This is a genomic window from Corynebacterium tuberculostearicum (genome assembly GCF_046097255.1).
GTDB lineage: Bacteria > Actinomycetota > Actinomycetes > Mycobacteriales > Mycobacteriaceae > Corynebacterium > Corynebacterium tuberculostearicum_J.
The window spans coordinates 1,641,885-1,666,903 of the sequence record NZ_CP175770.1; the positions used below are offsets into that span (position 1 = coordinate 1,641,885).

Sequence of the window (25,019 nt, forward strand, 5' to 3'; positions counted from 1 at the left end):
GGGCCAGTGTAGAGAAGGGGGCGTCGCCAAGCAGGGCGTTTGTCCAAGCCACCTAATGGAAAATCCGCTAGCCCCGGCACAATGGCCGGTGTGGCTAGCGGATGCAATGGGGAACCGATGATATGCGGCGCTGAGCTATCCCTAGAAGACTACGCGCAGCACAGACACAGTAATGGCGGCGATGACTGCCGCGGCGGGCAGGGTGATGACCCACGCCAAAGCGATAGGCTTCATCAGGTTCCAATTGGCTGCCTTGTTGACAATGCCCACGCCCAGTACGGCGCCGATGAGGATGTGGGTGGAAGAAACCGGAAGGCCCAAGATCGATGAACCCATCACCACAGCGGCCGCGGCAAGCTCAGCAGCGAAGCCGGAGGACGGGTGCATTTGGGTGAGGCCCGAGCCCACGGTCTGAATCACGAAGCGGCCGATGAACCACAGGCCAGAAATCAGGGCGACACCCATGGCAATCATGACGGCAACGGGCACGGAAGCTTCATCGCTTACTTGGTCGGTCTTGAGGACGTCAATAACCGCAGCGAAGGGGCCAATAGCATTGGCAATATCGTTGGAACCGTGGGAGAAAGCGAAGGCGGAAGCGGTAAATACCTGCATCCAAGAAAAGAGGAGGAAGGTGGACTTTGCCAGCGACTTCTTTTTCAGGGAGCGGGCGAAAATGAAGACGGCCATCCACACTACTGCGCCGACCATGCCCATGACCAAGAGGTTCTGAAGGACGCTGAAATCGAGTCCGGTGTGCTTGAGGCCCTTGAACATCACCATGGCGGAGATGATGATGGCACCGATGGCGGCTAGTACCGGTACCCAGCTCTCCAGGGCGCGGTGAGCCTTGACATTATCCATGTCCTTGTTGAGGTTATACAGATCGCGGTAATACTCAGATTCCAGCTGATCCGGATCGAAGTCTTCTTCTGCCACCAAGGCGGCGTCCCGGGCCATGGCGTTGGTGTAGCTGATCTGCTGGATTTCATTGAGGCGCGAAAAGCGAGACTTGTGCTCTTGGCGCAGCTCCGCACGACGGGTCTTGATTTCACGCAGCTTCTGGTCTGCTTCCTCGTTGTAGACCAAGATGGAGGTCTTAATCCACTTGAACAGGATGAACGCAGCGAGACCGCCGAGAACAGGGGAGAGCACCCACGAGATGGCAATAGTGCCAATCCCGCCCCACTGCACCATGTCCAAGCCGCCCTTGCCGGTGACGAAGCCGACGGTGAGCGCGGCGCCGACGATGCCGCCAACGATGGAGTGGGTGGTAGACACTGGCCAACCCATACGGGTGGCAACGAGGAGCCAGATGGCCGCACCCAAAAGGGACGACATCATGATGTAGACGAACTCCATGGGGTCGAGCCCATCGATGGCGTCAAGGTCGACGATGCCAGAACGCACGGTATCGGTGACCTCGCCGCCGGCGAGGATGGCGCCAGAGACTTCGAAGATGGCGGCGACAACGAGGGCCTGCTTCATGGACAGCGTACCGGCACCTACGGAGGTACCGAAGGAGTTGGCAACGTCATTGCCGCCAATATTGAAGGCCATGAAGAGAGCGAAGAGAATGGCAGTGCCAAGCAGAATAGGTTTAGAGCCATCGACGTAGTCGTGGCCCCAGATCATAAAACCGATGAGGGTAACGGCGGTAAGGCCGCCAAAGATGGCGTGCCAAATCCAGTCGTTGCCCTTGCCATTGACGGCCTCAATGTCCGTCATCTGGGTGGTAGGGGTAGACACAGGAAGAACCTTTCAGTCAAGCGTGCACGAGGGGTATGGCCGCGCTTGTCAGCGTGGCGAAAAGGATTCTCAAAGGAAATTCTTATGTAGAGAATGCACGCTCAGACTAAAGGCCCTAGGTGTCGGGAAAGTGAACTCAAGGTGTGGAGTTCGTGAAAGCATTGTGGATATTTGCGAACATAGTGGCCGCCGCTTTAGGTGGCGGCCACGTTGTGAGTATTAGCCGCGGTAGGCGCCGCGCTCCAGGGTGTCGCACTGGGACATTTTGCCGGAGTTATATCCGGCAAGGAATGCCTTCTCACGCTGCTCGGAGGAACCATGCGTCCAGGAGTCGGGCTGGACCTGGCCGCCGGAGCGGCGCTGGATATTGTCATCGCCCACCGCCTGGGCTGCCGCGACGGCATCCGAGACCTGTTCCTTGGTGATCGGCTCGAGCAAGGGGTTATCGCCCTTGTCGGCGTAGGAAGCCCACAGGCCTGCGTAGCAGTCAGCCTGGAGCTCGATCTTTACCGCGTTGGAATCGGCGCCTGGGTCGTCATAGTCCGACAGGCCGAGGGTGCCCTCAAGGTTTTGAATGTGGTGGCCGAACTCGTGCGCCACGATGTACATGCGGGCCAAAGGGGCATTTTCCGCGCCGAAGTTGCGCAGGGAATCAAAGAACGCGGTGTCGAAATAGGCGGACTCATCGCGCGGGCAGTAGAAGGGGCCGGTAGAAGAAGAGGCCGCGCCGCAACCGGTATTAACGCCGCCGTGGAAGACCACGCGCTCCGGCTCGGTGTATTGGATATCGGCCTGTTCCGGCAAGACCTTGGACCAGACGTTGTCTACGCTGCGACCGGTGAACTCAACGAGGCATTCATCCTTGGTGTTGCCATCTTCTGCAGTTTCGCATTCGGGGCTTTCGCCTTGTGCAGCGCCGTCGGATTGGGTCTGCTCGCTGCCCAGAATTGAGCCCAAGTCTGAGGGATTGCCGCCCAAGAGGAGGAAAAGGCCTACTAGAACAATCGAGCCGACGCCACCGCCAATGGCGATACCACCGCCACCACCACCCGAACGCGCTTCTTTGCCGCCGAAATCGGCACCTGATCTAAAAGTCATGCCTAAATAGTGCCACATGGTCCCCTCATACACTGGATGGAGATTGTTGCAAAGAAGCCGAAGGAGGGAAACGGGGGTTCTTCTGCGGCCTTCAGGGTTAGCTTGCGTCCACCTAACTGCGCTCCGCGTACCGGTAGGGATGTAGAATTGTGCGCGTTCCTAGTCTTGTGCTTGGTTTGGCGCGCGCTGTTTACGCGTGGCGGGACCCGCAAGTGACACAATTTTCAGAAGGGATTGAACAACAGTGCTGCGTACCCACTTAGCAGGTGAGCTCCGCAAAGAACTCGCAGGAGAGACCGTCACCCTAACCGGTTGGGTTTCCCGCCGCCGCGATCACGGTGGTGTGATCTTCATTGACCTGCGCGATCGCTCCGGCATCGCCCAGGTTGTCTTCCGTGAATCTGACGTGGCGGAGCGCGCCCACGACCTGCGTTCCGAATACTGCGTTAAGGTCACCGGTACCGTGGAGCCTCGCCCAGAAGGCTCAGAAAACCCCAACCTGCCGTCCGGTGAAATTGAGGTCAATGTCGCGGATCTTGAGGTTTTGAATAAGTCCGCAGCGCTGCCGTTCCAAATTGATGATCCTTCCACCTCGGGTGAGGTAGGCGAGGAGACTCGCCTGAAGTACCGCTACCTGGACCTGCGTCGCGAGCGCCAGGCACAGGCGCTGCGCCTGCGTTCTGCAGCCAACCGCGCGGCCCGCAAGGTGCTGGATTCGCATGACTTTGCTGAAATCGAGACTCCAACCCTGACCCGTTCCACCCCGGAGGGTGCACGCGACTTCCTGGTTCCAGCACGTTTGAAGCCGGGCACCTGGTATGCACTGCCACAGTCCCCGCAGCTTTTCAAGCAGCTGCTCATGGTCTCCGGCATGGAGCGCTACTACCAGATCGCGCGTTGCTACCGCGATGAGGACTTCCGCGCTGACCGCCAGCCGGAGTTTACCCAGCTGGACGTGGAGATGTCCTTCGTAGACCAGGACGATGTCATCGCCTTGGCGGAAGAGATTGTCACTGAGCTGTGGAAGCTCATTGGCTACGAGATTAAGACTCCGATCCCGCGCATGACCTACGCCGATGCGATGAAGTACTACGGTTCCGATAAGCCGGACCTGCGCTTCGACATCAAGATTGTAGAGTGCACCGAGTTCTTCAAGGACACCACTTTCCGCGTCTTCCAGAACGAATACGTCGGCGCCGTGGTCATGGAGGGCGGCGCCTCCCAGCCGCGCCGTCAGTTCGATGCTTGGCAGGACTGGGCTAAGCAGCGTGGCGCCAAGGGCCTGGCCTACATCACCGTGGGTGAGGACGGCACCTTGGGCGGTCCGGTAGCTAAGAACATTACCGACGCCGAGCGCGAGGGCATTGCAGAGCACGTCGGCGCCAAGCCGGGCGACGCCATCTTCTTTGCCGCTGGTGACACCAAGTCTTCCCGTGCCCTCCTGGGCGCTGCACGTGGCGAGATTGCAAAGAAGCTGGACCTTATCAAGGAAGGCGACTGGGCCTTTACCTGGGTTGTAGATGCTCCGCTCTTTGAGCCTTCCGCTGATGCGACCGCTTCTGGCGACGTCGCACTGGGGCACTCCAAGTGGACCGCGGTTCACCACGCCTTTACCTCTCCTAAGCCGGAGTACCTGGACAACTTTGACCAGAACCCGGGCGAGGCGCTGGCATACGCCTATGACATTGTCTGCAACGGCAATGAGATCGGCGGCGGCTCCATCCGTATCCACCAGCAGGACGTGCAGAAGCGCGTCTTCGACGTTATGGGAATCGGTGACGAGGAAGCCCAGGAGAAGTTCGGCTTCCTGCTCGATGCTTTCCAGTACGGCGCCCCACCGCACGGCGGCATCGCCTTCGGCTGGGACCGCATCGTCTCCCTGTTGGGCGGCTTCGACTCCATCCGCGACGTCATTGCGTTCCCGAAGTCCGGCGGCGGCGTGGATCCGCTTACCGACGCCCCTGCGGCAATCCCTGCCGCACAGCGTAAGGAGACCGGCGTAGACTACAAGCCGGAAAAGAAGAAGGAACAGGAAAAGTCTGGTTCCACTGCGGCCGAGACTGCTGAGGAGAAGTAAGCCGGGAACTTAAACCTCGGCCTTTCAGGCGCACCGTGCGGGGCACATCGTAGTCCGCGGCAATTTCGCTGCGGGCGAACTTGTGACCCCGCTTTGGTGTGAGGGGGCATACTGGATAGAACTATGGTTGATAACGAAGCTGTGCTATCACCCGAGGATGTCATCAAGGCCGCCTCGGAGATGTTGTCGCGCCGTTTTGGTGGTACCCCGGAGATGTCGGGTGTGGAGCGCTTGGACGGTTCCGGCAATGCAATGGTCCTGCGCGCCAGGATTGCCCCCGGAGCCTTCCTGCCGCACCGCTCGGTAGTCATTAAGTACAACCCGGTCACCGGCTATGGCGTCGACGATGCCGCGATGCTGCGCGAGGTGGTGGCTTATCAATTCACCACTGCGTTATCTGAGGACGTGCGCCCGGGACCCGTACTTCTGGCCCACGATCTGGAGCAGCGCATTATCGTGTTGACGGACTTGGGTGAGGGCGAAACGCTTGCCGACGTCCTTGTACAGTCCACCGATGATGACCGCGTGCGGGTGCTGCGCTCGCTGGGCAGTGCGTTGGGGCACATGCACGCTGGAACCGCGGGCCACGAGCAAGATTATGAAACCCTGCTCAATAGGATGCTGCGCAAGAATCCGGACTTGGCCCCGCACCAGTCCGTGCGCGATGAGGCGCTGGAGCGCTCCATTGGCATCGGCCTCGACTTGCTGGATAAAGCCGGGCTCGAGGCACCGGCCAGCTTCCGGGATCTTGCGGGTCAAGCCGCACGCTCCCTGGCATCCGGCAAGGACCGGGCCTTTACTCCCTTCGACCTTTCACCGGATAACATCATTGTGTCCCAGCGCCTGCACTTCTTGGACTATGAATGGGCAGGATTCCGCAATGTTGGCTTCGACGTAGCCTGCGTTATCGCCGGATTCCCACAGTTCCTCTTCTCCAAGCCGATTACGGACGAAGAGGCAGATATCTTCATCTCTGCTTGGTCCCGTGCCGTATCTGAGGTGTGGCCGCTATTTTCCAATGCGGAAGAAACCCATGGTCTCATTGTGGCCTCGCTCATCGGCTGGGCGCTATCGAGCGTGACCACGATGCACGCCGGCGGCATCGAAGGGCTGGTTGCCCTAGCCAGGGGTGAAGCCGAAGTGGTCCACGATCCGCAGCGCTCCATCTTGCGCCCTGCTGACCATGGTCCGTTCACGGAAGATGAATTGCTCGTGCGCCGCGACCTCTATGAAACCTTTGAGGCGCTATCCCGGTATGCCGCGCGCTGCGATGGCCCCGCCTGCGCGCCCATCGCGGAATTTGGCAGCGCCATTGCGCGCCGCTTGGATGACGAATAGACAATCACGATGTGCCCGCACGCTTTTAGGAGGTAGCTTTCCAGTGTCTCAAGACTCATTATTTGGCGGGCCCACTCCGGACCGCAGCGCGTCGCCGCTGCCGGGGAAGAACCTTTTTGCCACCCACGCTGGGTCCCCACTGGCGGCGCGCATGCGTCCCCAAAACCTCGATGAAGTGGTCGGACAAGACCATCTGCTGGCGCCCGGCAAGCCATTGCGCCGCCTCGTGGAAGGATCAGGAGAGGCCTCCGTCATCTTGTACGGGCCGCCGGGCACCGGCAAGACCACCATTGCCTCGCTCATCGCCAGCCAAATGGGGCAGAACTTCGTGGGCCTTTCCGCGCTTGATTCGGGCGTCAAGCAGGTCCGCGAGGTCATCACCCACGCCCGGCAAGAGCTCATTCATGGCCGGCGCACGGTGCTGTTCATTGATGAGGTACACCGATTTTCCAAAACCCAGCAGGACGCACTCCTCGCAGCCGTGGAAAACCGCACGGTACTGCTCGTCGCGGCAACGACGGAAAACCCTTCCTTCTCCGTCGTCGCGCCGCTTTTGTCTCGTTCGCTGCTGTTGCAGCTGCATTCGCTCAGCGACGATGACTTGAGGGGCGTCGCCAAGCGCGCGCTAGAAAGCGACCGTGGCCTAGGCGAGCGCAAGATTCGGATTACCGATGAAGCCTTGGACCAGTTGGTACTCCTCGCCGGCGGCGATGCGCGGCGCACGCTGACCTATCTCGAGGCCGCGGCAGAGGCGGTTGACGATGGCGGGGAGATTACCCCACAAACGGTCACGGACAACGTCAATAAGGCGGTGGTGCGCTACGACCGCGACGGCGACCAACACTACGACGTGGTTTCCGCGTTCATTAAGTCCATTCGCGGCTCCGATGTCGACGCTGCGCTGCATTATCTCGCCCGCATGGTAGAAGCCGGGGAGGACCCGCGCTTTATCGCCCGGCGGCTCATCGTGCACGCCTCCGAGGACATCGGCATGGCCGATCCCACCGCGCTCCAGGTGGCCGTGGCGGCGGCCGAGGCCGCTCAGCTCATTGGCATGCCAGAAGCCCGAATTCCGCTGGCGCAGGCCACCATTCACCTGGCCACCGCGCCAAAATCGCCCTCGGTCATCTCTGCCATCACGCAGGCCCAAGCCGATGTAGCCGCCGGCAAGGTGGGCCACGTGCCACCGCACCTGCGCGATGGGCACTACGAGGGTGCCAAGCGGATGGGAAATGCCGTGGGCTATGTCTACCCCCACGATGATCCCCGCGGCGTTGTAGAGCAGCAGTACCTGCCCGATGAGCTGGAGGGTTCGGTTTACTATGAACCCACCGATCACGGGGCTGAGAAGCGTGTTTATGACTATATAGGCCGCTTGCGCAGCATTATTCGCGGCAAGCGTGGTCCAGGCAAAAACGCTCGCCGGCCGCGCTGATCCCCACCGATGGGAAATCGCTGTGCAGCGAAGGGTAGAGTTGGGCGGGTTAGAAACTTCTTGATAGAAGATGAAAGCTCAGACAGTTAGGATTGTTGCTCGTGAAGACTCATGAGATCCGGGAACGGTTTACCCAGCACTTCGTCAATTCTGGTCACGAGGCAGTACCAAGCGCCTCGCTGATCCTGGATGACCCTAACCTGCTTTTCGTTAATGCCGGCATGGTTCCGTTTAAGCCCTACTTCCTAGGCCAGCAGAACCCGCCCTTTGCCAAGGGCCTTGCTACTTCCATCCAAAAGTGCGTGCGCACCTTGGACATTGATGAGGTGGGCATTACCACCCGCCACAACACCTTCTTCCAGATGGCCGGCAACTTCTCCTTCGGCCAGTACTTCAAGGAAGGCGCCATCACCAATGCGTGGACCTTGCTTACCGGCTCCGTCGATGAGGGCGGCTTTGGCCTAGACCCAGATCGCTTGTGGGTCACCGTTTACCTGGATGATGATGAGGCCGCCGAAATTTGGCGCGACAAGATCGGAGTTCCAGAAGAGCGCATTCAGCGCCTCGGCATGGAGGACAACTACTGGTCCATGGGTATCCCTGGACCCTGTGGCCCGTGCTCTGAGATTTATTATGACCGCGGTCCCGAGTACGGCAAGGACGGCGGCCCGATTGCCGATGACAACCGCTACATGGAGATCTGGAACCTGGTCTTCATGCAAAATGAGCGCGGCGAGGGCATTGGCAAGGGCAACTTTGAGATCGTCGGCGAGCTGCCCAAGAAGAACATCGATACCGGCCTGGGCATCGAGCGCGTGGCCTGCATTTTGCAGGACGTAGACAACGTCTATGAAACGGACCTGCTGCGCCCAGTCATTGACGTAGCCGAGGAGCTTACCGGCGCCACCTATGGTGACAAGGCCTCCCACGAGGACAATATCCGCTTCCGCGTGGTAGCTGACCACTCCCGTACCGGCATGATGCTCATCCTGGATGGCGTGACCCCGGGCAACGAGGGCCGCGGGTACATCCTGCGCCGTCTGCTGCGTCGCATTATCCGTTCCGCCAAGCTGCTGGGCGCTAAGGGCGCGACTATGGAGCGCTTCATGAATACGGTCATGGACACCATGACCCCGTCCTACCCGGAGATTGCAGACAACCGTGAGCGCATCCTGCGCGTTGCCGTGAATGAGGAAAAGGCCTTCCTGAAGACCCTCGAGTCCGGCACCCGCCTCTTCGATGATGCCGTCCAGGAGCTCAAGTCCACCTCCCGCGCGAAGACCGCAAAGGTCCTGCCAGGCGAGAAGGCCTTTGAGCTGCACGATACCTACGGTTTCCCTATCGACTTGACCTTGGAGATGGCCCAGGAGGCTGGTCTTGAGGTCGACATGGATGGCTTTAACGACGCCATGGGCGAGCAGCGCCGCCGCGCCAAGGCCGATAATCAGGCCAAGAAGCACGGCCACACTGACCTTTCCCTCTACCGCGACTGGGTGGACAATAACCCCACCGTCTTCACTGGCTTTGAGGAGCTTACTTCCGACGCCCGCGTGATCGGCCTCGTCCGCGGCGGCGAGAAGGTCGACCAGGTACGCGAGGGCGAGCAGGTTGAGGTCATCTTGGACCACACCCCGCTATACGCCGAAGCTGGCGGCCAGATGGCAGACCGCGGCCGCATCATGGCCGGCGAATCCCTCCTTGAGGTCAACGACGTTCAAAAGATCGGTAAGAAGCTGTGGGTACACAAGGCGACGGTTACTGCCGGCGGCCTTGACTTGGGCATGTCCGTTGAGGCGGCCGTCGACGAGCAGTGGCGCCACGGTGCTACCCAGGCACACTCTGCTACGCACCTCATTCACGCCGCACTGCGCCAGGTGCTTGGCCCCACCGCCGTCCAGGCCGGCTCCATGAACCGTCCGGGCTACCTGCGCTTTGACTTCAACTACACCGAGCAGCTCAGCCAGGCACAGTTGGAAGAGATTGCTTTGATTACCAACCAGGCAATCGACTCCAACTTTGCCGTGAACACCATTGAGACCTCCCTGGAGGAGGCCAAGGCCATGGGCGCTATGGCACTATTCGGTGAGAACTACGGCAAGGAGGTCCGCGTAGTAGAAATCGGCGGACCGTTCTCCATCGAGCTGTGCGGTGGTACCCACGTTGGTTCCTCCGCTGAAATCGGACCGGTGTCCGTGCTGGGTGAGTCCTCCGTTGGCTCTGGTGCTCGCCGTATCGAGGCCTACTCCGGTTTGGATGCCTTCCGTTATTACTCCAAGGAAACCGCCTTGGTAGAGGGCGTTTCCCGCGAGCTGAAGGTGCAGACCGAGGATCTGCCAGAGCGCATCGCGCAGCTGTCTGAAAAACTCAAGGCAGCGGAGAAGGAAATTGAAACCCTGCGCAAGCAGCAGCTGGCTGCGCGTGCTTCCGAGTTCGTCAGCGCAGCTAAGGACGTCAATGGTTTCAAGGTCATTGCGCTGACCTTGCCAGAAGGCACCACCGGTGGCGACCTGCGCACCGTTGCAACGGACCTGCGCAACCGCCTGCGCGAAGAAGAAGCCGTCATCGTCCTGGGCGCCGAAGACAAGGGCAAGTTCCCATTCATCGCGGCAGCCACGGACAAGGCTGTTGGCCGCGGCGTAAAGTCCGGCGACATCGTCAAGGAGTTTGGACAGTACGTCGACGGCCGCGGTGGCGGAAAGCCGGATATGGCCCAGGGCTCTGGCTCTACTGCGGCCGGCGCTGAGCGCGGCTTTGAAGCTGTCAAGGACATGCTCGAGTCCCTGTAGGAGTTCGACCGTGGCAAAAGTGGAACCAGATAGCCCCGGAGTTGATGACCTGGGGCAGGGCCGCCGGCTCGCGCTCGATGTCGGTACGGTGCGCATTGGTGTGGCAGTGTCCAATAGGGAAGCAACGCTTGCCACTCCAGTGGAGACCGTGCGCCGAGAAACCGGGTTCAAAGACCGCGATAAGGGCGATATTGACCGCATCCTGGAGCTCATTGATTCCTATGATGCAGTTGAAGTTGTCGTTGGCCTGCCACGGGACTTGCAGGGAAATGGCTCCAAAAGCGTAAAACACGCTAAAGAAATTGCGTTTCGGATCCGCCGTCGGTTGAATCGAGATGCAAATATAGATAAAGTTCCACCACCAGTACGTTTGGCTGATGAGCGTCTGACTACCGTGGCAGCGACCACCGCGCTGCGCGCGTCCGGCGTGTCCGAGAAGAAGGGCCGTAAAGTCATCGACCAAGCAGCAGCGGTGGAGATATTGCAGACTTGGTTGGATGGGCGCGCGAGCGCGCTACGATCCCATGATGCAATAGACCAGCCTTCAGACTCAGGAGACTAAAACACGTGAGCCGTAATCAAGAACGCCTCGGCCGATCGATGGAGCCGAAATACGTCAAGCGCCGCCAGCGCGGCATTGCCGTTGTTATTGCGTCGATCATCGTCATCCTTGGCGCCCTTATCTACATCGGATTCCGACTCGGCAATACCTCCGCCGATTATGAAGGAACCGGCAACGGTACCACCCAGCTGGTGGAGGTGCCGGAAGGCTCGTCCATGTCCGAGCTCGGACCTGCATTGGTAGAAAAGAATGTGGTGAAGACGCAGGACGCTTTCGATTCTGCTGCGTCGATGAACCACGGCGCGAGCCAAATCCAGCCGGGCTTCTATCGTCTGCAGGAAGAAATGAGCGCGGACGCGGCAGTCGAGGCACTGCTGGATGAGAATAACCGCGTGGACATGCTCGAGGTCCAAGGTGGCGCCACCTTGGAGGACGTCAAGGTTGTGGGCGGAGACGTCCGCTACGGCATTTACTCCCTGATTTCTGAGGTCAGCTGCAACGATGGCAACTGCCTGAAGAAGGAGGACTTGGAAAAGGTTGCGGCGGAAACCGACCCTGCCGAGCTGGGCGCACCGGAGTGGGCCTTGGACGCCATCAATAAGCGCGGCAATGATCCCAAGCGCATTGAGGGCCTTATTGCCCCAGGCCAGTATGTCCTCGACCCCAACATGGAGGCCAAGGATATCCTCAAGGACCTCATCACCCGCTCCACCAAGCGCTACAACGAGACCAATATCGAGGAACGCGCCCAGGCTATCGGCTTGAGCCCTTATGAACTGCTCACCTCCGCTTCCTTGGTGGAGCGCGAGGCTCCGGCGGGCGAGTTCGATAAGGTTGCCCGCGTTATCCTCAACCGCTTGGACGAGCCAATGCGCCTGGAGTTTGACTCCACCGTGAACTACGGCTTGGAAGACGTTGAGCTGGCCACCACCGATGAGGCCCGTGGGGAGAAGACCCCGTGGAATACCTACGCGAAGGAAGGCCTACCGGATACCCCGATTGCTTCTCCTTCGGACGATGCAATCAAGGCCATGGAAGAGCCGGCTGAAGGCAACTGGAAGTTCTTCGTCACCGTGGACAAGGAGGGCACCACCGTCTTCTCCGATTCCTACGATGAGCACTTGGGCCGCGTCGATGACGCCATCCGCTCCGGCGTGCTTGACTCCAAGCGCGAAGGTGAGGGCGCTGGTTCCGGCAACGGCGACGCCGCTGCCGAGCAGCCCGCCCAGTAGAGTCGCGACAACCACAAAGAGGTAGAACACCATGCCACGTGCGGCGGTCCTTGGTAGCCCCATCAAGCACTCCTTGTCTCCGGTGCTCCACAATGCTGGCTACGAGGCCGCCGGGCTGGCCGGTTGGGACTACACCCGCTTTGAAACATCGGCGGAAGGCTTGCCGGAATTGGTGGCGGCAAGCGACTCAGAGTTTGTTGGTTTCTCCGTGACCATGCCCGGCAAGTTTGCCGCCCTCCGCTTTGCGGACACCGTAAGTGACCGGGCCCAACTGATTGGCTCAGCAAATACCTTGGTGCGCAGGGCTGATGGTTGGTATGCGGACAATACCGATACCGAGGGCGTACGCGGTGCGCTCGCCGAACTTCTGGGGGATGATCCAGCAGCTCATGCGCTGCTCATTGGTGCTGGGGGCACCGCTCGTCCCGCGTTGTGGGCGCTTTCCGAGCGCGGGGTGAAAAAGGTTACGGTCCTCAACCGTTCCGACCGCAGCACCGAACTTTTGCCGCTCGCGCAGAACCTAGGGCTGGAACTTTCCTTTGTTAGCTTCGACGGGGACTTATCCGCGCTGGCTCGCAGCGTCGATGTCATTGTGTCCACCGTTCCAGCCGCGGCGGTGGAAGACTATGTCTTTGACCTCGCCCACGCACCGGTGCTGGACGTCATCTATGATCCCTGGCCCACACCGCTGACCTCGTGCGCGGCGGCCAATGGCTACAAGACCGTGGGCGGGCATGTCATGCTCGCGCACCAAGCATTTAGCCAGTTCGAGCAATTTACCGGGGTGGCCGCCCCGCGGGAAGACATGCTGAAGGCATTGAACCAGGAGCTGCAGAAGCGGTCGCAGACGACTAAGTAGGAGGGGCGTCGGCAAGCGCGGCCTGCAACCCCCGTGCCGTAAAAGCTGCAGATTTCGCCATGTAGACATTGGCGCCCAGCGCTTCTTCACAGCGTGCCTTAGGGTGATCCCCGTGTTAATAGTCGGGGGAATTATTTATGGTTTGTGGGCAGCAGCCTTGTCTTGGTGGGATATTCGGCAGCGCCGATTGCCAGACTGGCTGACGCTTCCAGCTGCGGTGCTCTCGCTTGCCCTTGCCAATTGGAGTGGGCTGTGGTGGCCAGGGATGTACCTCGTGCTGGGGCTGGCCCGTGCAGGCGTGGGCGGAGGCGACATAAAACTCGCCTGGCCCCTGGGAATGCTGGTGGGGCATGTGGCCGGGTTTATGGGCGTGGTAGCGGCAAGCGGCAGCGCGTCCCTCCTGACTCTTATGTGGTCGGTGTGCAGTGGGCAGAAGGAGAGCCCGCATGGTCCTGCAATGTTGCTAGCGGCAGCGGTCGTTATCGCATGTGCGCACCCTCTTTGAGGGGGTGGAAGAATATATTGCGGGGCCAAGTTGGTACTGGATTGGCCAGGCCGTGCGATAATACCCGCATGCTTCGTTGGACTACTGCAGGTGAATCCCACGGCCAAGCTCTTATTTCGATGCTGGAGCACATGCCCGCTGGGGTTCCTATTACCCGCGCCGATATTTCCCATCAGCTTTCCCGGCGCCGCCTCGGTTATGGCCGCGGTGCCCGTATGAAGTTTGAGGCTGATGAGGTGACCGTGCTGGGCGGAGTCCGCCACGGGCGGACCTTGGGTAGTCCCATCGCCATCATGATTGGCAATACGGAGTGGCCGAAATGGACCACCATCATGTCGGCCGATCCGCTGGATATGGACGATGAAGACACTATTAAAGCGATGAACTCCGGCCGCGGTGCCGCCTTGACGAGGCCGCGCCCAGGGCACGCGGACTTTGCCGGAATGGTGAAGTACCGCCACAGGGAAGCACGCCCCATCCTCGAGCGATCCTCTGCGCGTGAGACGGCGGCGCGAGTGGCCGCAGCTACCGTTGCGCGCAATTTCCTGCGCGAGACCCTCGGCGTCGAGGTTCTCTCCCACGTGATTTCCATTGGCGCTTCCGAGCCTTATGAGGGGCCTGCGCCAGCGTTCGCGGACATCGAGGCTATCGATGCCTCGCCGGTCCGCGCCTGCGATAAGGCGGCTGAAGCCTCCATGATTGCGGAAATTGAGGCCGCAAAGAAGCAGGGTGATACCTTGGGCGGCATCGTTGAAGTTGTGGTCGATGGCCTGCCTATCGGCCTGGGCTCGCATGCTTCCGGCGATGACCGCTTGGACGCCCAATTGGCCAGCGCATTGATGGGCATTCAGGCTATCAAGGGCGTGGAAATTGGCGATGGCTTTGCCGAGGCCCGTCGTCGCGGTTCCGCTGCCCACGATGAGATGGTGCGAACCGAAGACGGCGTATCCCGCCTTAGCAACCGTGCTGGCGGTCTCGAAGGCGGCATGACCAATGGGCAGCAGCTGCGCGTGCGGGCGGCAATGAAGCCGATTTCTACCGTTCCGCGTGCCTTGCGCACCATTGATATGGAATCCGGCGCTGCAGCTACTGCCATCCACCAGCGCTCCGATGTGTGCGCGGTTCCGGCGGCGGGCGTGGTAGCAGAAGCAATGGTTGCCCTCGTCCTTGCGCGCGCCGTGCTAGAAAAATTCGGTGGCGATAGCCTCGAAGAAACCTCTGCGGCCATCGCCGCGTATGATAAATACGTTTCGGACCGCCTTGCTTTTGACCAGGAGTAAGTTATGACCACCCCAACCGCCGTTACGGGCCTGCCCCGTCCACGCGTTGTTTTGGTTGGCCCGCCAGGTGCGGGTAAATCCACCATCGGCCGCCGCCTTTCCCACGCCTTGAGCTGCGAACTGGTGGATTCGGACCACCTTATCGAACAGGCTAAGGATAAGCCGTGCGGAGAAGTCTTTAGCGAGCTTGGTGAACCAGACTTTCGCGCGCTCGAAGCCGAGCACGTTGCTGCGGCACTGCGCACCGGTGGAGTAGTCAGCCTCGGCGGCGGGGCAGTGCTGACGGACGCCACCCGTGAGCTGTTGGAGCGCCATACCGTCATCTTTTTGGATATCTCGCCCGAAGAAGGCGCACGGCGGACGTCCGGGGATAGCAATCGGCCGGTTCTCGCAGCCGCAGATCCCCTTGAGCACTACCGCAACCTCGTGGAGGCGCGCCGCCCCTATTACCAAGAGGTGGCCGATTACCGGGTACGCACCGATGCCCGGACCCCACAGCAGGTAGTGGGCGATATCCTCGGCTTCCTCGATACCCTGTAGATTCCCCGCCGCGCTAACACTAGTTGCTCGCCCCATTGGCTTGGCGGCGAACGGAAAGGACCATCATGCCCAGCATTGCCGTTAATGGACCACAGCCCTATGAAGTTCGCATTGGTGCCGATCTCAACCGGGACATCGCGCAGCGCTGTGCGCAGATTGGTGCAGGCCAGGCGGGCATTATCTGCCAGCCGCCGCTGCGTTCCGCGGCCGAGCGCTTAGCGGAACTCGTTGCCGCTGAGGGGGTGGAGCCTACGCTTATCGACGTCCCCGATGCCGAGGCCGCCAAGCAACTCAGCGTCATCGGTGGCGTATGGGATCAGCTGGGGGAAAAGGGCTTTAACCGCCGTGACGTCATTATCGGCCTCGGCGGCGGCGCCACCACCGATTTGGCTGGGTTCGCTGCGGCTGGGTGGATGCGCGGCATCAAGGTCATTCAGGCGCCTACCACGCTATTGGCCATGGTTGATGCGGCCGTCGGCGGCAAAACCGGTATCAATACCGCAGCCGGCAAGAACCTCGTTGGCGCCTTCCACGAGCCAGATTCTGTGTTTGTGGACCTCGAGCACTTCGATACCCTGCCCGCGGCGGAGATCATTGCTGGCTCGGCAGAAATCATCAAAACCGGATTCATTCATGACCCGGTAATCCTTGAACGCTATGACAGTGACCCCGCCGCATGCGTGGACCCGCAGGGCTATCTTCCAGAATTGATTGAGCGCTCCATCGCGGTAAAGGCCGCGGTGGTGGGCGAGGACCTTAAAGAATCGGGCCTGCGCGAAACGCTCAATTACGGCCATACCTTTGGCCATGCGGTGGAGCGCCATGAACAGTATCGGTGGCGCCATGGTAATGCGGTGGCGGTGGGCATGATGTTTATCGCCCACCTGGCGCATGCGCGCGGCCTCATTGACGCTGAACTCGTGGAAAAGCACCGCCGTATCCTGCACAGCATTGGGCTGCCGACTACGTATAGGCCAGGGCAGTTCGCGGACCTGTATGAGGCAATGACCCACGATAAGAAGAACCGCGACGGACAGATCCGGTTTGTAGCCTTGACCGGGGTAGGTGAGAGCACCCGTCTCGAAGGCCCCAGTGCGGAAGAGCTAGAGGCGGCCTACGCCGCGATATCGGAGTAGAAATGAAGATTATTGTCCTCAACGGCCCGAACTTGAACCGCTTGGGAAAGCGGCAACCGAATGTCTACGGTTCCACCACCTTGGCAGATGTAGAAGAGATGATCTCCTCGCGCGCCGCCGCGCACGGTGCAGAAGTAGAGTGCTTCCAGTCCAACCATGAGGGCGAGCTGATTGAGAAAGTACATGCCGCCGCGGATGCGGGCCACCCAGTAATCATCAACCCCGGCGGATTTACCCATACCTCAGTGGCCCTGCGGGATGCCCTGGCAGAGGTAGCCGATGGCGCCGGATTCGTAGAGGTGCATATCTCTAATGTGCATGCGCGCGAGCCCTTCCGACATCACTCCTATCTCAGCCCTATCGCCCGCGGCGTTATCGCCGGGTTGGGTATCTTTGGCTACGTGGCGGCAGTGGATTACCTTTGCCAATAGGCACCCCACGAACGGGCTGGGCGGCAGCCGGCTAGAAAGAAATCCGCCCAACTGCGGTGGCGGGGCCGATATACTGGGTGGATACTTTCTACACCGCAGTCGACCCTAAAAGGATGAAATCATGGCTTTGGCAGATACCCGTTTTAGTGACCGGCGCCGCAAGCTTGCCGCGGAACTAGCCGGCCAGCGCATCGATGCCGTTCTGGTCACCCACCTCACGCACGTGCGCTACCTTTCGGGATTCTCCGGCTCGAATGGCGGGCTACTTTTGCGCAAAGACCTTACCGCGCAGGTTGCTACCGACGGCCGGTACACCACGCAGATCGCCCGCGAGGTCCCCGATCTGGAGGCTATCCAAGGCCGCGCGGTAGGAAAGGTGCTCCTGCAGCAATTTGCCGATGTCGAGGGGCCGGTCCGAGTCGGTTTTGAAGCCGACTACCTCTCGGTCTCTGAACTGAAGGAACTGGAAGACTCCGCCCCGGAGTCGGTTACCTTGGTCCCTATCGCTGGGGTCATTGAAAAAATTCGCCTCGTCAAGGACTCGCTCGAGCTAGAAAAGCTGGAAGAGATTGCCGCGCTGGCTAATCAGGCGCTGGAGGATCTGCTCGCTGCTGGTGAGTTGCGCGCCGGACGCACCGAGCGCCAGGTGGCTGCCGATTTGGAATATCGGATGCGCATGCTCGGCTCGGAGCGAGTGAGCTTCGATACCATCGTGGCTTCTGGTCCGAACTCGGCGATGCCGCACCATGGCGCTGATGACCGGGTCATCGAGGACGGTGACCTAGTGACCATCGATTTTGGTGCTCACCTGCGTGGATTCAACTCCGATTGCACCCGAACCTACGTCGTGGGCACGGCGAATGACTTTGCCAAGGAAATCTATGATGTGGTGCTCCGCGCCCAAAAGGCAGGCGTGGCAGCGTCGGTGCCGGGCGCTAAGCTTGCCGACGTCGACGCCGCCTGCCGCGATGTCATCTCCGCCGCCGGCTATGGCGACTACTTTGTGCATTCGACGGGCCACGGCGTGGGCCTAGACGTCCACGAAGCCCCGTTCGCGGCACAGACGGGTAAGGGCGAACTCGCCGCCGGCATGACCCTGACCATCGAGCCGGGCATCTATGTGCCCGGCAAGGGCGGCGTGCGCATCGAAGATACGCTCATCATTACCGATGGCGCACCGAAGATCATTACCGCCGCGACGAAGGAATTTACCGAACTGCCCGCTTAGTGGGCCAACACCTTGGAGTTAAGCAGCTGGGCGACGTTACGGTTGCCTAGGTGCGTGAGGTGATTAAAGAGGTTGTGCGGTACGGAGTACTCCCACTTGCCGGAAATCCAGCGGGAGCTGTCCGGCGCGCACATGCCGTGATCAATGGAGTCGGCACGTAGGTCGTAGTACTGCACGCCGTTTGCGCGTGCTGCCTTGTACATGGCGCTATTGACCTGGTCCTCACCGGTGCGAACCAGGCCCGCGTAGTCCATGTTGAACCCGGCTTCAGAGGAACCCGGTGCGGAGGTGCGCAGCGGGCATACCGCGCCATTGCGGGCGGAGATAGCGGGATAGCCTACAACGGTGATGCGGGCATTCGGGGCGGCGTGGCGAATCCGCTGGATCGAATGTTTCATGCCGTCGTAGTAGGGGTTAGAAGAAGAAAGCGATGGGCGCAGGATTTCCTGGAGATCATTGGCGCCAAACTGAATCAAAACGTTCTTCGTTTCGCCATTGAGATCATTATTGGCAATGGCTCCGTTGATCTGCTCATTGAAGTCCTTGCGGTGCGAGTGGCCGGCGGCCTTTGCCGCAGAGCATGCGTAGTTGGCTACGTGCTGGCCAGAAACGCGCCCCAATTCGCGGCCAACATTACTCTGACCCTGCGGGCAGCCCTGCGGGGATGGTGCGCCGGGAGCGTCTTCGATGCCGTGGGTGGCAGAAGAGAGCGTAGTGCCTGCCGAAGGGGACAGGCTCGAGGTCGTGCCAACTTGGCCATAGGTTGGGTTGGCAAAGACAGAATCGCCGAACATCACGGTCTGGGCGTCTGCCGCCAGGGCCTGCGGGGCGGAGAGTGCTGCTACGGCTGCGCCAGTAGCGGTAGCCGCGGCGTAAAGCTTTTTGAGAGGCATCGCAAAAATCCTTGGTAGACATGTGAAAAATCAATAAAGCAAAGCCTTATGGTACAGCGAGTTATTGCTGGATAAAAACCTTTGATTGCTCGCGTGTCTGATGGTTTAGGGCAGGCGACGGGCCCCAAAAGTCACTCCGCTATCAACTGTGGGGAAGAAATGGGGGACCGGTAATACCCCAAGGGGCAGTTGTCCGGTAGGCTTAAACATTGTTTTCAACCTTTAGTCCACAATTTTCGGGAGTTTAACCGCAATGGCTGATACTACTGATTTCAAGAACGGCCTCGTTCTGAAGATCGACAACAAACTGATGCAGATCGTTGAGTTCCAGCACGTGAAGCCGGGCAAGGGCCCAGCCTTCGTGCGTACCAAGCTCAAGGATGTTGTCTCCGGTAAAACCGTGGACAAGACTTGGAATGCTGGCGTTAAGGTAGAGACCGCTACCGTGGACCGCCGCGATATGACCTACCTGTACAACGATGGCACCAGCTACGTTGTTATGGATGAAAAGACCTTCGAGCAGTACGAGCTCCCGCCGGAGAAGTTCGGCGATGCCGCTCGCTTCCTGCTGGAGAACATGCGCGTTCAGGTTTCCTTCTACGAGGATGAGGCACTCTTTGCAGAACTGCCTATTTCCGTAGACCTTAAGGTCGAGCACACCGAGCCTGGCCTGCAGGGCGACCGTTCTTCCGGCGGCACCAAGCCTGCCACCCTGGAAACCGGTGCTGAGATCCAGGTTCCGCTGTTCATCGAGATCGGCAACGTTCTCAAGATCGATACCCGTACCGGCGAGTACCTCTCCCGCGTTAACAACTAGGGCATCTGACTGTGTCTGATAACACCCCTAAGCGCGATATCAATTACAAGCGGCACACCGCGCGGTACCGCGCACGTCGTCGTGCCGCCGATATTCTCTACGAAGCAGAAAACAGGGACGTTGACCCCGTTGCCATCGTGGAGGATCGCATCGCCTTGGCACGTGAGGATCGCAATGCGGTAGCACCTGTCGCCGAATACACGCAGGTGATTGTTAAGGGCGTAGCCGAAGAGCTGGATGCCATCGATGACACCATCTCTCGCTTCCTTGCCGAGGACTGGGAACTGCACCGCATCCCGGCCGTTGACCGTGCGATCCTGCGCCTATCGGTATGGGAGCTGCTGTTCAACCCGGATGTTCCCACCGCTACTGCGGTTGTGGAAGGCGTGGAGATTGCCTCCCAATATTCCAACGATCAAGCGGCGCCATACATCCACGCTGTGTTGGATGACGTTGCACAATCCCGTTCTGCGGAAAACCCGATGTCCGCTGAACACCAGGGCAGCGATGCAGACGCGGACGGCGAAGATTCGACTGACGCGGAGCCGCTAGACTCCGAGAACGCGGATGATGCGGCCGAGGATACTTCCGCATCCACCGCTTCGGACTTCGCTGCCGCGGCCGATGACTCGGCTGTAGCAGACCGTTCTGCGCAGCAGGACCCCACTGCGGAATAGTCAGGTTTAGACTGGCCCGCATACTTAAACCGCCCGCCCAGCTCGATGGTGAAGAGCTGTGGCGGGCGGTATTTTCATGCCCAAGACCGTGCCAATCGACGCTCATCCTCGCGTCTCCGTGTGCCCAGTATGGCCAAGAGCAAAAAGAACTCTCCCCGTCACCCTTGCGTCATTGTTAAGGCAGAAGGAGAGGGGAGAGCAGTGAATTCTAGGGCGGCTTAGCTCTGCGGGGCGTCGCTTGCGGCAGCGTCGCCAGATCCGGCGTTGGCTGCGGTCTCGGAGCCAAGCTTGGCCATCTCTTCGGCGGCAGAAACCATGGCGTCCTGGCCGCGGATGACGCCATCCACGGCGGACTTCAGGGCAGCCTGCAGCTGCTCATCGGTCATGCCGGCGGCGGCAGGGATATCGCGCTCGGTGCGCACCACGAGCATGTCATCGTGCTCCGAGATAACTGCGCGGGCGCCGAAGGCTACGGAGTTGATCTGGTTAGCCGCGAGGAAGAGGCCGGCATCGGCCTTGGAGTAGGCGGCGTCGGTAGGCACATCGCAGCGGACAATAACCACGGAATCGAGAACCGCGAACATGGTGGGCAGGCCGTTGAGGTTGGCGGTAGCTGCCTCAATATCGCTGTCCATCTTGGTCAATTCGATGTCGAAGGTGCGCATGGCCGCGACAACGCGGTCAAGGGTGATCTCCGGTAGATTGTTATCGGTAGAGGCATTAGTCATGGTTGTGCTCCTCCCAAGTCACGAGCTGTGGGTAGTGTTCTTCCACGAAGGCGAAGGACTGCAGCATAGAATCCAGCGTGGACATCACGAAGGCGCCGATCTGGTTGCGGGACAAACCGTGGGCAATGTTGATCTCGCGCACGCCAGAGACGGCGAGGTTATTCTCGGCAGACTCAAAGAAGCGCAGAGTCGGCGCGAAGTGCTGCTGGTTCCACTGGTTGAGCACCATCAACAGGCTTGGGCCCTCAGAAGAAGGAACATTGCCGCGCCACACGGAATCCGCCACGAGCACATCATCGCGCACCTGCATGGCGATGGCGACGTTGGAGAAACCCGTGCGCAGGATCTGCACGGTTTCTTCCTCGCTCACTGGCTGCTCTTCGAGGCGGTATTCCAGGTTCTCAGATGCAAAGATCTCGCCGATGCGCTCGAGAGTTACGGGCTCTACCGGCGTATCGGGATACAGGGTTGGTTCTTCAGACACTTAAGTAGTCTCAATCCATGTACTAATCGGGGATAAAGGTCAACCTTTACCAGTTTACCTAAGTTCCCATCCAGTTAGTGGGACTGCCATAGACGCTCGCCGCCAAGTTCGTGCGCGAGAGCAGTATCGATCGTGGGGTAGCGGAAAGTATGCCCGATGTTGTGTAGAACCGTGGGGCTTACGCGTTGTTGTGCCAAAGCCAACTCTTGGGCGCCCTCCTTGCCCAGCAAGATTGCGGGACCGAAGGGTGGAACGGGGAGCAGGGCTGGGCGGTGTAGCTCTGCGCCGAGGGCTTTGACAAAGTCCTTGTTGAGCACCGGGTTAGGCGAGGCCGCATTGACCGGGCCTTCTAGCGAATCGTCCACGATGGCGCGGAAGTAGGCATCTGTCAGGTCATCGAGGGCGACCCAGCTGAACCAGAACTCACCGTCGCCGAAGGGGCCGCCCAGGCCGGTAGAGAAGAGGGCGCGCAGCAGCGGCAGGAGGCCGGAACCGCCCGACATGGCGATGCCGGTACGAATATTGACCACGCGGGTGCCCGCGGCGCGGGCGGGCTCGCAGGCGCGTTCCCAGTCGACTACCACGTCTGCCAGGAAGCCCTCGCCAGGTGCGGAGTCTTCGGTGAGGACCTCATCGCCGCGGTCGGATCCGTAGTAGCCCACGGCAGAGGCGCAGACCATGGTGCGGACGGAATCCGTGGTGCCCGCTAGACGGGCTAGGCGCTCGGTGGGGCCAACGCGGGAATCGCGGATGGCGGCCTTGTGCTCGTCATTGAAGCGGCCGAAGATGGGCTCGCCTGCCAGGTGGACGAGGACGTCGACGCCGCGCAGGAGGTCGGGATCGGGGTGTTCTGGTCGCCAGGTGCGCTGGCCCTTGGAAGCCGTGCCGCGCACGAGCTGGATCACCGTGTGCCCGGCGGTGCGCAGTTGGGCGGTAAGCGCTGTACCCACGCTGCCGCGGGAGCCGGTCATGGCGATGGTTAGTGGTTGGGTGTTCAAGGAGGCGTCGGCAAGCTGCTGGAGAAAGGAAAAATCCTCAATGAGCTGGTGCTGCCGATAAGCAAAGACCGATTCCAGCGCCGCCGAAGGGATGCGGGTGGTGACTTCATCGCGAACGAGCGTGCCGTCCGGGTGATCCGCAAAGGTGTGATGGTGTTGCCATGCGGCGAATTTGCGAATGGGGGAGTTTACGCACACATCGGTGAACTCATAGCCCTCGCGGTACTGGGAAAGCTTATGCTGCGCGGTCCAGCGCAGGCCGCCCGGAAGGCCCAGGATGGAGGTGCCATCGCCCAGGCTCTCTGCCTGCTGGATGGGCTTCATGAAGGCAAAGGGCGCGTTCAGGCGGGTTAAAGCGCCTTGGCGGGTATGCCATTGCCAGACCTGCTCGCGAGGGGCGGGGACTATGTGTTCGGCGGAAAAACTCACTGTGTGAAGTGCCTCCTTCTTTTCGCCCTCACCCAAATGGTGGGGAAGGTGCTAGAGTATTTTGTGTCTAAGAGCATAGACATTTTTGAGACCATCAACCGGCATCCTTTAAAGACCGCACCGTGAGGCGGGGAAGGAGGTCACGATGAGTGGAACTGACGCTACCGCGAACAAGCTAGAGCTTTTAAGCTCCGATGATGTTTCGCGTACCGTTGCACGCATCGCGCACCAGATCATTGAAAAAACGGCGCTCGATTCCGCGGACGCACCGCGGGTCATTCTGCTTGGCATTCCCTCTGGTGGCGTGCCACTTGCACAGCGCCTAGCGCACAAGATTGAAGAATTTTCCGGGGTCGCAGTCCCGTGGGGCTCCCTCGATATCACCCTCTATCGCGATGACCTGCTTGGTAAGCCGCATCGCGCGCTACAACCCACGACCATCCCCACCGGTGGCATCGATAACGCCACCGTTATTTTGGTCGACGATGTGCTGTATTCCGGCCGCACTATCCGCGCCGCCTTGGACGCGTTGAGTGACGTGGGCCGTCCGGACATTATTCAGCTGGCCGTCCTCGTAGATCGCGGCCACCGCGAGGTTCCTATCCGCGCCGACTATGTGGGCAAGAATCTGCCCACCGCGCGAGAAGAAGACGTCACCGTATACAACAGCGAGATTGACGGCCGGGATGCGGTCGTATTGACCCGAGCCGCCGCTACTACTAGTGGAGCTGGCTCTGAAACGGGGGAGGCATAACCATGAAGCACCTCATCGATATGGCAGAGCTAGACCGAAGCGAAATTACCGATCTAATGGATGAAGCGGATCGCTTCCGCGAGGCCCTCGAAGGCCGCGAGGTAAAGAAGCTGCCGACCCTGCGGGGCCGGACCATCTATACCCTCTTTTATGAAAACTCCACCCGCACCCGCTCTTCCTTTGAAACGGCCGGAAAGTGGATGTCCGCGGACGTTATCAACCTGTCCGCCTCCACCTCCTCGGTAAAGAAGGGCGAGTCCCTGAAGGATACGGGCCTGACCTTGGCCGCCATCGGCGCCGATGCGATCATCATGCGCCACCCTTCCTCTGGTGCGCCGCAGCAGCTGGCCCAGTGGGTAGCCCCTAACGGCAAGGGACCTTCAGTGATCAACGCGGGCGACGGCGCGCACCAGCACCCAACGCAGGCGCTTCTCGACGCCGTCACGATGCGCCAGCGCTTAGGCCTGCACAGCGACGAAGGCTTTGCCGGCCTGAAGGTAAAGATTGTGGGCGATTGCCTGCACTCGCGCGTCGTGCGCTCCAACGTAGATTTGCTTACCACTCTCGGTGCTGAAGTAACCCTCGTAGGCCCAGCCACCCTCATGCCCTTTGGGGTTGAGAATTGGCCGGTGCGGGTGTCCTATGACTTTGATGCGGAAATCGCAGACGCCGACGTCATCATGATGCTGCGCGTCCAGCAAGAGCGCATGAATGGCGGCTTCTTCCCCTCCCACCGCGAGTACGCCAACCTCTTTGGCCTGTCCAAGGATCGCGCGGCGGCCATGCACAAGGACGCCATCGTCATGCACCCCGGCCCGATGCTGCGCGGCATGGAGATTAACTACGGCGTCGCAGATTTGGACAAAACTGCGGTCCTACAGCAGGTACACAACGGTGTGCACGCCCGCATGGCGGTGCTGTTTACCCTGCTGACCAATGGCGAAAACGCCGGCATTTAAAACCGCGACCCACACTCAACTTTA

Annotated in this window: 23 protein-coding genes; 17 read left to right on the plus strand and 6 right to left on the minus strand. The window is 60.3% G+C overall.

The features are described from left to right. Positions 1 to 141: 141 nt before the first annotated feature. Both ACKFRY_RS07845 and ACKFRY_RS07850 read right to left on the minus strand, forming a co-directional pair. The gene (locus tag ACKFRY_RS07845; protein WP_408923419.1) at positions 142 to 1,728 is read right to left on the minus strand and encodes an inorganic phosphate transporter; all 1,587 of its coding nucleotides are present in this window, start codon (positions 1,726 to 1,728) and stop codon (positions 142 to 144) included. A gap of 240 nt (positions 1,729 to 1,968) precedes the next feature. Continuing rightward, complete coding sequence (locus tag ACKFRY_RS07850) at positions 1,969 to 2,847, minus strand: neutral zinc metallopeptidase (RefSeq protein WP_005328496.1); 879 nt, start codon at positions 2,845 to 2,847, stop codon at positions 1,969 to 1,971. A 244-nt stretch (positions 2,848 to 3,091) separates the two neighbouring features. On the opposite strand from ACKFRY_RS07850, the gene aspS reads away from it, so the two are divergent. The 13 genes from aspS (at position 3,092) to ACKFRY_RS07915 (ending at position 18,256) form a co-directional block, all read left to right on the plus strand. Beyond that, positions 3,092 to 4,924: an aspartate--tRNA ligase gene (gene aspS, locus ACKFRY_RS07855; RefSeq protein WP_005328495.1), complete on the plus strand. Its 1,833-nt coding sequence runs from the start codon at positions 3,092 to 3,094 to the stop codon at positions 4,922 to 4,924. Between the two features lie 123 nt (positions 4,925 to 5,047). Then, positions 5,048 to 6,262, plus strand: a complete 1,215-nt coding sequence (locus tag ACKFRY_RS07860) for a phosphotransferase (protein WP_005328494.1) — start codon at positions 5,048 to 5,050, stop codon at positions 6,260 to 6,262. Between the two features lie 43 nt (positions 6,263 to 6,305). Beyond that, complete coding sequence (locus tag ACKFRY_RS07865) at positions 6,306 to 7,697, plus strand: replication-associated recombination protein A (protein WP_005324949.1); 1,392 nt, start codon at positions 6,306 to 6,308, stop codon at positions 7,695 to 7,697. A gap of 101 nt (positions 7,698 to 7,798) precedes the next feature. Beyond that, complete coding sequence (gene alaS, locus ACKFRY_RS07870; RefSeq protein ID WP_005328492.1) at positions 7,799 to 10,483, plus strand: alanine--tRNA ligase; 2,685 nt, start codon at positions 7,799 to 7,801, stop codon at positions 10,481 to 10,483. Between the two features lie 10 nt (positions 10,484 to 10,493). Next, positions 10,494 to 11,045: a Holliday junction resolvase RuvX gene (gene ruvX / locus ACKFRY_RS07875; protein WP_408922611.1), complete on the plus strand. Its 552-nt coding sequence runs from the start codon at positions 10,494 to 10,496 to the stop codon at positions 11,043 to 11,045. A 38-nt stretch (positions 11,046 to 11,083) separates the two neighbouring features. Continuing rightward, positions 11,084 to 12,277, plus strand: coding sequence for an endolytic transglycosylase MltG (gene mltG, locus ACKFRY_RS07880; protein ID WP_034668418.1), 1,194 nt, complete (start codon positions 11,084 to 11,086; stop codon positions 12,275 to 12,277). 31 nt (positions 12,278 to 12,308) lie between these two features. Then, entirely contained in the window at positions 12,309 to 13,136 is an 828-nt protein-coding gene (locus ACKFRY_RS07885) for a shikimate dehydrogenase (protein ID WP_408922612.1), read from the plus strand. Between the two features lie 112 nt (positions 13,137 to 13,248). Continuing rightward, positions 13,249 to 13,641, plus strand: a complete 393-nt coding sequence (locus ACKFRY_RS07890; RefSeq protein WP_250410601.1) for a prepilin peptidase — start codon at positions 13,249 to 13,251, stop codon at positions 13,639 to 13,641. Positions 13,642 to 13,709: 68 nt separating this feature from the next. Continuing rightward, complete coding sequence (aroC, locus tag ACKFRY_RS07895; protein WP_408922613.1) at positions 13,710 to 14,921, plus strand: chorismate synthase; 1,212 nt, start codon at positions 13,710 to 13,712, stop codon at positions 14,919 to 14,921. Between the two features lie 3 nt (positions 14,922 to 14,924). Next, on the plus strand, positions 14,925 to 15,461 hold the full coding sequence (locus ACKFRY_RS07900; RefSeq protein ID WP_005328489.1) for a shikimate kinase: 537 nt from the start codon (positions 14,925 to 14,927) through the stop codon (positions 15,459 to 15,461). Between the two features lie 65 nt (positions 15,462 to 15,526). Further along, positions 15,527 to 16,597 (plus strand): 3-dehydroquinate synthase, encoded by a 1,071-nt coding sequence (gene aroB, locus ACKFRY_RS07905; RefSeq protein WP_408922614.1) that lies wholly within the window; start codon positions 15,527 to 15,529, stop codon positions 16,595 to 16,597. Positions 16,598 to 16,599: 2 nt separating this feature from the next. Continuing rightward, a complete protein-coding gene (gene aroQ, locus ACKFRY_RS07910; RefSeq protein ID WP_408922615.1) occupies positions 16,600 to 17,028 on the plus strand; it encodes a type II 3-dehydroquinate dehydratase in 429 nt (142 codons plus the stop codon). Between the two features lie 121 nt (positions 17,029 to 17,149). After that, entirely contained in the window at positions 17,150 to 18,256 is a 1,107-nt protein-coding gene (locus ACKFRY_RS07915; RefSeq protein ID WP_408922616.1) for an aminopeptidase P family protein, read from the plus strand. On the opposite strand, the gene ACKFRY_RS07920 is transcribed toward ACKFRY_RS07915, so the two are convergent. Then, positions 18,253 to 19,149 carry a GDSL-type esterase/lipase family protein gene (locus tag ACKFRY_RS07920; protein ID WP_408922617.1) on the minus strand — a complete coding sequence of 299 codons (897 nt, stop codon included), beginning with the start codon at positions 19,147 to 19,149 and terminating at the stop codon, positions 18,253 to 18,255. The two genes, ACKFRY_RS07915 and ACKFRY_RS07920, sit on opposite strands and share 4 nt — an antisense overlap. A gap of 253 nt (positions 19,150 to 19,402) precedes the next feature. Here ACKFRY_RS07920 and efp point away from each other — a divergent pair, with 253 nt between their 5' ends. Next, on the plus strand, positions 19,403 to 19,966 hold the full coding sequence (gene efp / locus ACKFRY_RS07925) for an elongation factor P (RefSeq protein ID WP_005324919.1): 564 nt from the start codon (positions 19,403 to 19,405) through the stop codon (positions 19,964 to 19,966). Positions 19,967 to 20,004: 38 nt separating this feature from the next. After that, positions 20,005 to 20,643: a transcription antitermination factor NusB gene (gene nusB, locus ACKFRY_RS07930; RefSeq protein ID WP_408923420.1), complete on the plus strand. Its 639-nt coding sequence runs from the start codon at positions 20,005 to 20,007 to the stop codon at positions 20,641 to 20,643. 218 nt (positions 20,644 to 20,861) lie between these two features. Here the strand turns inward: nusB and ACKFRY_RS07935 are convergent, their stop codons facing one another. The 3 genes from ACKFRY_RS07935 to ACKFRY_RS07945 form a co-directional block, all read right to left on the minus strand. Continuing rightward, positions 20,862 to 21,371 carry a YbjN domain-containing protein gene (locus ACKFRY_RS07935; protein WP_408922618.1) on the minus strand — a complete coding sequence of 170 codons (510 nt, stop codon included), beginning with the start codon at positions 21,369 to 21,371 and terminating at the stop codon, positions 20,862 to 20,864. After that, a complete protein-coding gene (locus ACKFRY_RS07940; protein WP_086587601.1) occupies positions 21,364 to 21,855 on the minus strand; it encodes a YbjN domain-containing protein in 492 nt (163 codons plus the stop codon). Before ACKFRY_RS07940 ends, ACKFRY_RS07935 begins: the two co-directional genes overlap by 8 nt. A gap of 74 nt (positions 21,856 to 21,929) precedes the next feature. Next, on the minus strand, positions 21,930 to 23,282 hold the full coding sequence (locus tag ACKFRY_RS07945) for a TIGR01777 family oxidoreductase (RefSeq protein ID WP_408922619.1): 1,353 nt from the start codon (positions 23,280 to 23,282) through the stop codon (positions 21,930 to 21,932). Positions 23,283 to 23,427: 145 nt separating this feature from the next. Between ACKFRY_RS07945 and pyrR the strand changes: the two genes are divergently transcribed. Then, positions 23,428 to 24,036 carry a bifunctional pyr operon transcriptional regulator/uracil phosphoribosyltransferase PyrR gene (pyrR, locus tag ACKFRY_RS07950; protein WP_408922620.1) on the plus strand — a complete coding sequence of 203 codons (609 nt, stop codon included), beginning with the start codon at positions 23,428 to 23,430 and terminating at the stop codon, positions 24,034 to 24,036. A gap of 2 nt (positions 24,037 to 24,038) precedes the next feature. Beyond that, complete coding sequence (locus ACKFRY_RS07955) at positions 24,039 to 24,995, plus strand: aspartate carbamoyltransferase catalytic subunit (protein ID WP_408922170.1); 957 nt, start codon at positions 24,039 to 24,041, stop codon at positions 24,993 to 24,995. The last annotated feature ends 24 nt before the right edge of the window (positions 24,996 to 25,019 follow it).

Coding starts and splice junctions, on each gene's coding strand:
- ACKFRY_RS07885 (WP_408922612.1), top strand. CDS start 12,309: ATGCCACGTGCGGCGGTCCTTGGTAGCCCCATCAAGCACTCCTTGTCT.
- efp (WP_005324919.1), top strand. CDS start 19,403: ATGGCTGATACTACTGATTTCAAGAACGGCCTCGTTCTGAAGATCGAC.
- ACKFRY_RS07900 (WP_005328489.1), top strand. CDS start 14,925: ATGACCACCCCAACCGCCGTTACGGGCCTGCCCCGTCCACGCGTTGTT.
- ACKFRY_RS07845 (WP_408923419.1), bottom strand. CDS start 1,728: ATGACGGACATTGAGGCCGTCAATGGCAAGGGCAACGACTGGATTTGG.
- aroC (WP_408922613.1), top strand. CDS start 13,710: ATGCTTCGTTGGACTACTGCAGGTGAATCCCACGGCCAAGCTCTTATT.
- ACKFRY_RS07860 (WP_005328494.1), top strand. CDS start 5,048: ATGGTTGATAACGAAGCTGTGCTATCACCCGAGGATGTCATCAAGGCC.
- aroQ (WP_408922615.1), top strand. CDS start 16,600: ATGAAGATTATTGTCCTCAACGGCCCGAACTTGAACCGCTTGGGAAAG.
- ACKFRY_RS07920 (WP_408922617.1), bottom strand. CDS start 19,149: ATGCCTCTCAAAAAGCTTTACGCCGCGGCTACCGCTACTGGCGCAGCC.
- ACKFRY_RS07955 (WP_408922170.1), top strand. CDS start 24,039: ATGAAGCACCTCATCGATATGGCAGAGCTAGACCGAAGCGAAATTACC.
- mltG (WP_034668418.1), top strand. CDS start 11,084: ATGGAGCCGAAATACGTCAAGCGCCGCCAGCGCGGCATTGCCGTTGTT.
- aroB (WP_408922614.1), top strand. CDS start 15,527: ATGCCCAGCATTGCCGTTAATGGACCACAGCCCTATGAAGTTCGCATT.
- ACKFRY_RS07935 (WP_408922618.1), bottom strand. CDS start 21,371: ATGACTAATGCCTCTACCGATAACAATCTACCGGAGATCACCCTTGAC.
- pyrR (WP_408922620.1), top strand. CDS start 23,428: ATGAGTGGAACTGACGCTACCGCGAACAAGCTAGAGCTTTTAAGCTCC.
- ACKFRY_RS07850 (WP_005328496.1), bottom strand. CDS start 2,847: ATGACTTTTAGATCAGGTGCCGATTTCGGCGGCAAAGAAGCGCGTTCG.
- ACKFRY_RS07915 (WP_408922616.1), top strand. CDS start 17,150: ATGGCTTTGGCAGATACCCGTTTTAGTGACCGGCGCCGCAAGCTTGCC.